This is a genomic window from Streptomyces sp. MB09-02B (assembly GCF_033794485.1).
Taxonomy (GTDB): domain Bacteria; phylum Actinomycetota; class Actinomycetes; order Streptomycetales; family Streptomycetaceae; genus Streptomyces.
Genome location: NZ_JARGEE010000919.1, coordinates 1 through 985, shown reverse-complemented (window position 1 = coordinate 985; position 985 = coordinate 1). Strand labels below are relative to the sequence as shown.

Genomic DNA, 985 nt, shown 5'->3' with positions numbered 1-985 from the left:
GGTCGGGGAGACGAAGCGTTCGATCAGGCGGCGGGTGATGGCGGGGGAGAGGAGCGCGTCGCCGGTGCGGGCCAGGCGGACGGCGGCGACCAGGTGTTCGGGGGTGACGTCCTTGAGCAGGAAGCCGCTGGCGCCGGCGGTGAGGGCCGCGTAGACGTAACGGTCCAGGTCGAAGGTGGTCAGCATGAGGACGCGGGGCGGATCGGGGACCGCGCCGGAGAGGATGCGCCGGGTCGCCTCCAGGCCGTCCGTGCCGGGCATGCGGATGTCCATCAGGACGAGGTCGGGACGGGTGCGGTGGACCGCCTCGACGGCCTGCTCCCCGTCGGCCGCCTCGGCGACCACGTCGATCCCGTCGGCGGAGAGGATCATGCCGAAGCCGGTGCGGACCAGGGCCTGGTCGTCGGCGATCACCACGCGGGGCCGGTCGGGCTCCGTTGGGAACATGGCAGGCGGGTGCCCGGCCGTCACGGGCGCTCCTCGGGGGGTGGGGTGACTGCGCGTGTGGTGCTTCGGGGTGAGTCTTCCCCAGGTGGGTCGGGCGGGGTGAGGGGTATGACCGCCCGGACGCGATAACCGCCGGTCGGGCGGGGGCCCGTGTGGAGGGTGCCGCCGTGGACGGCGAGGCGTTCCCGCAGGCCCAGATGGCCGCGGCCCGTGCCGGAGGCGGCCGCGGGGGTGGGGGTGCCGCCGGTGTCCGTGACCTCCAGACGGAGGGCGGTGGGCGTGTGGTCGACGGTGATCCGCACCCGGGCGCCCGCGGCGTGCTTGACCGTGTTCGTCAGGGCCTCCTGGACGACGCGGTACGCGGCCAGGTCGGCGCCCGGCGGCAGCGGGGCCGGGGTACCGGTGACGACCAACTCCACGGGGACCCCGGAGGCACGGACGCGCGAGGCGAGGGCGGGGAGCTGACCGAGCCCTCTAATACAAGTCCCAAGCTGCCGACCCATAGCCCAACGGACAGTCACGTTGGTCACGAATAAGT

Annotated in this window: 1 protein-coding gene and 1 pseudogene; both read right to left on the bottom strand. The window is 73.8% G+C overall.

Annotation, left to right across the window (positions count from 1 at the left end; translation table 11 throughout):
- The coding region (locus P1P70_RS45085) for a response regulator transcription factor (protein ID WP_319248344.1) at nt 1-447 on the bottom strand (447 nt) is incomplete at its 3' end.
- A 20-nt stretch (nt 448-467) separates the two neighbouring features.
- Nucleotides 468-920 (bottom strand): annotated as a pseudogene (locus P1P70_RS45080) (sensor histidine kinase); the annotation flags it as partial.
- Nucleotides 921-985 lie beyond the last annotated feature (65 nt).